The organism is Synechococcus sp. H60.2 (assembly GCF_047462315.1).
In the GTDB taxonomy this organism is placed as follows: Bacteria; Cyanobacteriota; Cyanobacteriia; order Thermostichales; family Thermostichaceae; genus Thermostichus.
This window is the reverse complement of the sequence record NZ_JANSIZ010000103.1, coordinates 1-6,296: the sequence shown is the minus strand read 5'-3', so window position 1 is coordinate 6,296 and position 6,296 is coordinate 1. Positions and strand designations below refer to the sequence as shown.

Below are 6,296 nucleotides of genomic sequence, written 5' to 3'. Positions count from 1 at the left end.
GGGGGGGGGCGCGGCGCTGTGCGCCGGGGGGGTGGGGGGCGCGGGTGTGTGGGGGGGGCCCGGGGGGGGGGGGGGGCAATAACGATGTTGTGGCCAAAGCCGGGGCCGCAGATGCCGCAGGCGGAGCACTTCTCAAAGGAACAATCTTCCACCGTGATGGCTTCCAGGGCGCGGTGGTAGTCTTTCTGTAGCCATTTTTTGTCGATGCCGGTATCGATGTGATCCCAGGGCAAGGGATCCTCCAAACCCAGCTCGCGCATGGGGAGATGGGCGCAAAGGGCAACCGGGTCGGCGCTGGGATCCACGGCTTCGCCACCATAGGCCTTCACCCAGGCAGCATAGGCGGCGTCGATGTTTTCCCACCAGGCGTCCAGGCCAGCGCCGGCCCGCCAGGCCTGCTCGATCATGCGGCCCAGGGAGCGATCCCCCTTGCCGATAAAGTCCTCCAGGATGCTGAAGCGGATATCGGTGAAGTGGGCCTTGACCCTCCGCAGCCGTCGCAGTTCCTTTTGCAGCAGGCCCTGCTTGCGCTGCACGTCGGCGTAGTCTACCCGATGCCACTGGAAGGGCGTGTGGGGTTTGGGGACAAAGTTGGAGACCGTGAGGGTAAACTCCACCTTCTTGTGACCCAAGGCTGCACACTCTCGCTGCAGCATTTCGACAGTGCGGGCAATCCCAATGACATCGGCGTCGGTCTCGCCGGGCAGGCCAATCATGAAATAAAGCTTAATTTTGTCCCAGCCCTCCTGGACGGCGGTGCGAATGCCACGGATGAGGTCGGCATCGCTCAGGCCCTTGTTGATGATGTCCCGCAGCCGTTGCGTGCCCGCCTCTGGGGCAAAGGTCAGACCGGAGCGGCGGGATCCCTTCATGATGGCGGCAATTTGCCCATCGAAGCGATCCACCCGTTGGCTGGGCAGCGAGAGCGCAACCTGCTGGCCAAGGAGACGGTTGTGCAGCTCGGCCCCCACCGCCGGCAGGGAAAGGTAGTCGGAGCAACTGAGGGAGGAGAGGGAAAATTCGTTGTAGCCGGTTTTGCGCAGGCCCTGCACCACCGCTTCCACTACTGCTTCCGGCTCCACATCGCGGGCTGGACGGGTGAGCATGCCCGGCTGGCAAAAGCGACAGCCACGGGTACAGCCCCGCCGCACTTCCATCACCAGGCGGTCGTGCACCGTTGCCACCAGCGGCACTAGGCCAATGGAGTACTGCGGTTGGGGCAGCGCTACGCGGCGGCGAATACGCTCCGGCACGCCGGGCACGATGGGTCGGGGCGGGATCCCCTCGTAAAACTGGGGCACGTACACCCCCGGCACCTGAGCCAATTCCAAGAGCACTTCTCGGCGGGGCTTGTGCAGGGATCCGGCCAAGACCTGGCCGATCTCCGGCAGTACCTCTTCCCCATCCCCAAAGACGAAGAAGTCAAAAAAGTCGGCAAAGGGCTCTGGGTTGGAGGTGGCGGTCGGCCCACCGGCAAAGATCAGGGGACACTCTTGCGGGGTGAAGGCTTGCCGTTCCCACCATTTGAGCGGGATCCCGGCCAGATCCAGCATCTCTAAGATGTTGGTGCCCCCCAGCTCGTAGGCCAGGCTGAAGCCGATAATATGGAAAGCGCGCAAGGGGCGGCGCGATTCTACGGCAAACAGCGGGATCCGGAACTGCCGCATCCGGGCCGCCAAATCCGGGCCTGGCAGATAAGTGCGGTCGCACAACTGATCCGGCTGGGCGTTGAGGATGTTGTAGAGAATGATGTGGCCCAGGTTGGAAGCCCCCACCTCGTACAGCTCTGGGTAACTCAGCACCCAACGCACCCGCGCCGAGTCCCAGGGGCGGTGGGCGGCGCCGAATTCTTTCCCCAAGTAGCGGGCTGGCCGCTGGATCTCAGGCGTGAGCAGGCGATCCAGATCGATGGGGCGTAGATGGGCTTGCGTGGCAGCCGGAGAGAGCATGGGGATCCGAGCAAGAAGTGAACGCAGCTACTGATCTGACTCTAGCCGAACTTTCCCGGCAGCCCAAACCCAGGGCGGATAGAACAGCAAAACTCTTTCTCAACCCCATCTCCCCTCTCCTTCTGGGAGAGGGGTTGGGGGTGAGGGCGCACATCACTTCGGCAACCGCTGCAAGGCCAGCGCCAACTGTTCGTACTCAGCCAAATGGTTGTAAACCTGGGCCGAGATGCGCACCCAAAGCTGGCCGGCAAAGGGAATGATGGGAACTTCGATGCGGTGCATCTGCCAGAGGTAGTCGTGCAGGCGGCGGGCCCGCTCCGCCAAGGGCAGCTCCGGGATCCACTGTTGCCAGAAGGGTGGCAAGGGCAGGGTCGCCATGAAGCCCAACATCTTCTCAGGGGCGGGTGGGATCCCTTCCAGTTTTTCCAAGAGCAACTGCCGCGCCTGCAGCAGCAGCGTGTGGTTGTACCGGCGCAGCCTCTCCACCCCCAGCTCCCGGATGAAGGCCAGGGCTGCCGAGATGGCCAGCCAAGCGCTGGGATCGCGGGTGCCCACCCAGTCGAACTCGGCTGTGAACCCTTGCCCATAGCCGTGGGAGATGGCCAGGGGATGGGTTTGGGCCTGGCGGTGGGGGGCTACCCACAGAAAGGCACAGCCTTTGGGGGCAAACAGCCACTTGTGGGCGTTGCCGGTGTACCAATCGGCTCCTAGGCTTTCCAACTCCAGCGGGAGAACCCCCGGCGCATGGGCCCCGTCCACCAAGACCGGGATCCCGCGCTGCCGACAGAGGCCAACAAGCTCCGCCAAGGGGTAGATCAGGGCCGTGGGCGAGGTGAGGTGATCCACCACCGCCAGCCGAGTCTGGGGGGTGAGAATGGCTGCAAATGCTGCCAGAACCTGCTCCGGCCCCGCAATGGGGAAGGGGATCTGCGCTTCCGCCAGCACGGCCCCCCAGCGTTCACAGACATAGCGCAACGCCTGGCGGACAGCCCCGTAGCCATGGTTGGTACAGGCAATCTGATCCCCTGGCCGAAACGACAGCGAGCGCAACACCGTGTTGATGCCGCCAGTGGCATTTTCCACAAACACGAGATTTTCGGGTTCGGCCCCGACAAACTGGGCCAGCTCTGCCGCCGCCGCCCGCAAAGCCCGCGGCAGCTCTTCCCCCATAAACTGCACCGGCTGGGCCTCTAGGCGTTCTTGCCAAGCACTTTGGGCCTGCAACACCTTTTTCGGGGTCGCACCGAAAGAGCCGTGATTCAAAAAAATGGCCTGGGGATCCAGCCCCCACAACGAGCGGTCGCAAAGCGGTGCCTCGGCACTGGCAGCCGCTTCCAAGCAGCAGGGATCCGATCTGGCACTTGAGGAAAAAGACATGGCTGAGCCGCCTGGGTTACAAAAATCTGGGATCCGCGTCCAAGCAGCTTGCCCGGAAACTTAAAAGTGTCAAAGCTAGATGGACAGGGCTGCGGTCAGACCATCGGATTGGAGGAGAGTTCTTTAGCTTCATTGGCGGGAAGCCCCGCACTGTATGGGTGAATTGTGTTGACTCAAGAGCCAATCAGTGTCGGGATAAAAGCCGTTCATGTTACAAGTGAGGCGAACAAGTTAAATCTCTGGAGAGTTTCCCGCCGTGGGTCACACGGTAGCAGCACGCTGAGACCTCTGTACCAACAAGTCTGGGAAGCGGGAAGGCCGTACGCTATCGGTGCGCGCAGCGTGGCGTCAGCCATGTTGTGTTTGCTCAACGAAGATGAGTGTCGGGAGTCGTTCACTGCGGCTGCGAGCATTTTATCAAGGCTGCGGCAGGGTTGTATCTTGGGGGAGCGACAGGTTAAGTTTGTTGAAGGACTTTTAATAACCGGGTGTTCCTCTTCTCTATGAACAAGCCTCTATCCCCCCAGCGCTGGCTAATTGCCTTCGTGCTGGGCTTTTGTCTCTGGCAGGGATCCGGCCTGGTGCTGCAGCCACCACCTGCCTACGCCGCTCTGGCCTCTGCCCTCACCTACGACCGCTTCTTGCGCTACGTCGAGGAGGGGCGAGTTACCGATGTGCGCCTCCTCGATAACAACCTGGTAGCCGAAGTTACGGCTGTCGACCCCCAAACGCAGCGTTCTACCCGCTACCGGGTTAACCTGCTACCCAACACTGTGCCGCAACTGGTGGACCGCCTCACCGAGCAGGGGATCGAGGTGGCCGTAGTGCCTACCCGCGATGGCAGCGCCTTCTGGGCGATCTTGGGCAACCTGGTCATCCCGGTGCTGCTGCTGGGGGGGTTGTTCTTGTTCCTGCGCCGCGCGGGCGGAGCAGCAGGCGGCCCTGGACAAGCGATGAACTTCGGCAAGTCGCGGGCCCGTTTCCAGATGGAAGCCAAAACCGGCGTCAAGTTCGACGATGTAGCCGGGATCGAGGAGGCCAAAGAAGAGCTGCAAGAGGTGGTTACCTTCCTGAAGAAGCCGGAGCGCTTCACTGCCGTAGGGGCCAAGATCCCCAAAGGCGTGCTGTTGGTGGGGCCGCCTGGGACGGGTAAGACCCTCCTGGCCAAAGCCATTGCCGGTGAGGCGGGAGTGCCCTTTTTCAGCCTCTCCGGCTCCGAGTTCGTGGAGATGTTCGTTGGCGTAGGAGCCTCGCGAGTGCGGGATCTCTTCAAGAAGGCCAAGGAGAATGCTCCCTGCATCGTCTTCATCGACGAGATCGACGCCGTGGGTCGGCAGCGGGGGGCTGGCATCGGCGGCGGCAACGATGAGCGCGAGCAAACCCTAAACCAGTTGCTGACGGAAATGGATGGGTTTGAAGGCAACTCGGGCGTAATTGTTATTGCTGCAACCAACCGCCCGGATGTGCTGGATGCGGCGCTCCTACGGCCAGGGCGCTTCGATCGCCAGATTACGGTGGATCGGCCCAGCTTCAAGGGGCGTTACGAGATCTTGCGCGTCCATGCCCGCAACAAGAAGCTGGCGGAGGAGGTCAGCCTGGAGGCCATTGCCCGCCGCACTCCTGGCTTTGCCGGCGCTGATCTGGCCAACCTGCTCAACGAGGCGGCCATCCTGGCGGCTCGCCGTCAGCACAAGGCCATCACCAACCAGGACATCGACGACGCCATCGATCGCATCACCATTGGCCTGACCAAGCCGCCGTTGTTGGACGGGAAGAGCAAGCGCCTGATCGCCTACCACGAGTGCGGCCACGCCCTGCTCATGACCCTCTTGCCCCACGCGGATCCCTTGAACAAGGTGACCATTATCCCCCGTTCCGGGGGTGCCGGCGGCTTTGCCCAGCAACTGCCCAACGAGGAGCAGATCGACTCCGGCATGTACAGCCGCGCCTGGCTCTTGGATCGGGTGGTGGTCGGTTTTGGCGGTCGGGCAGCTGAGGAGATTGTCTTCGGCTACTCGGAAGTGACGACGGGGGCTAGCAACGACCTGCAGCAAAACACCAACCTGGTGCGGCAGATGGTGACCCGCTTTGGGATGTCCGAGTTGGGGCCGCTGATGTGGGATCCGCCCAACAACGAAGTCTTTTTGGGCGGTGGCTGGATGAACCGCGTCGAGTACTCCGAAGATGTGGCCGCCAAGATCGACCGACAAGTGCGGCAAATCCTGGAGAGCTGCTACCAGAAAGCCAAGCAAATCTTGCTGGAGCACCGTGCTCTGCTGGATCGCCTGGCCGACACCTTGGTGGAACGGGAAACCCTAGATGGGGACGAGTTTCGGGCCATTGTGGCAGAATATGTGCCCATCCCGGAGAAGATCGGGTTGCCCAGCCCGAAGACTGCCTAGGGATCCCCTCCCATTGCTGGATTGATTAGCTTAGGAGGGTGGTTGTTGGGGTTGGCGCCCGGCAACTGCCCTCTCCTTTTGCGGCTGTCGTCAACTGTTGACACTCCCCCCAACTAAAGTCGGGGGATTCTTACACAGTCCACAGACGGACTCGCAAAGGCGCTGTCAAGACGCCCCTAGACAGTCCCTTGAGACAAAGCCCCAAGGTTCTGCTTACCTTCCTCAGCAGGTTAGCGGCAGCATTGGCATCCGCATTCACCAACCACCCTCTTGCCGTTTGGTACAGCCCCCGCTTTACCCGCTTCCCAGAAGGTTGCCACCGGTCGGGTTTTTCACCGTAGTTGGGTAGCTCATCCCCATCCAAGCAGCTGGCTTGGGAACTGTACGCCTCATCCACCTCGATAAACTCAATGCCGTACTGTTGACATAGCTCCTCTATGCGCTCCTTCAACCGCGCGGTGGGAATGAAGACAAAGTTTTGGTTGTTGCTATCGCCTAGGTTGCACTCTTGCTTTTGCCCTTGGTTCCAGCCAAAGATAATTCTCCCAATAGAGTGCTCTAGGCAGGA

4 protein-coding genes are annotated in these 6,296 nt (G+C 61.6%); 1 reads left to right on the top strand and 3 read right to left on the bottom strand.

Annotated elements, in window-relative coordinates; all coding sequences use genetic code 11:
- On the bottom strand, window positions 1-1,949 hold a 1,949-nt coding region (locus NW845_RS11995), incomplete at its 3' end, for a TIGR03960 family B12-binding radical SAM protein (RefSeq protein ID WP_414378700.1).
- Between the two features lie 153 nt (window positions 1,950-2,102).
- Window positions 2,103-3,326, bottom strand: coding sequence for an aminotransferase class V-fold PLP-dependent enzyme (locus tag NW845_RS11990; RefSeq protein ID WP_414378699.1), 1,224 nt, complete (start codon window positions 3,324-3,326; stop codon window positions 2,103-2,105).
- 503 nt (window positions 3,327-3,829) lie between these two features.
- Between NW845_RS11990 and ftsH the strand changes: the two genes are divergently transcribed.
- Entirely contained in the window at window positions 3,830-5,728 is a 1,899-nt protein-coding gene (gene ftsH / locus NW845_RS11985; RefSeq protein WP_414364337.1) for an ATP-dependent zinc metalloprotease FtsH, read from the top strand.
- Window positions 5,729-5,858: 130 nt separating this feature from the next.
- Here ftsH and NW845_RS11980 read toward each other — a convergent pair.
- The coding region (locus NW845_RS11980) for a zinc ribbon domain-containing protein (protein ID WP_414378698.1) at window positions 5,859-6,296 on the bottom strand (438 nt) is incomplete at its 5' end.

Coding starts and splice junctions, on each gene's coding strand:
- NW845_RS11990 (WP_414378699.1), bottom strand. CDS start 3,326: ATGTCTTTTTCCTCAAGTGCCAGATCGGATCCCTGCTGCTTGGAAGCG.
- ftsH (WP_414364337.1), top strand. CDS start 3,830: ATGAACAAGCCTCTATCCCCCCAGCGCTGGCTAATTGCCTTCGTGCTG.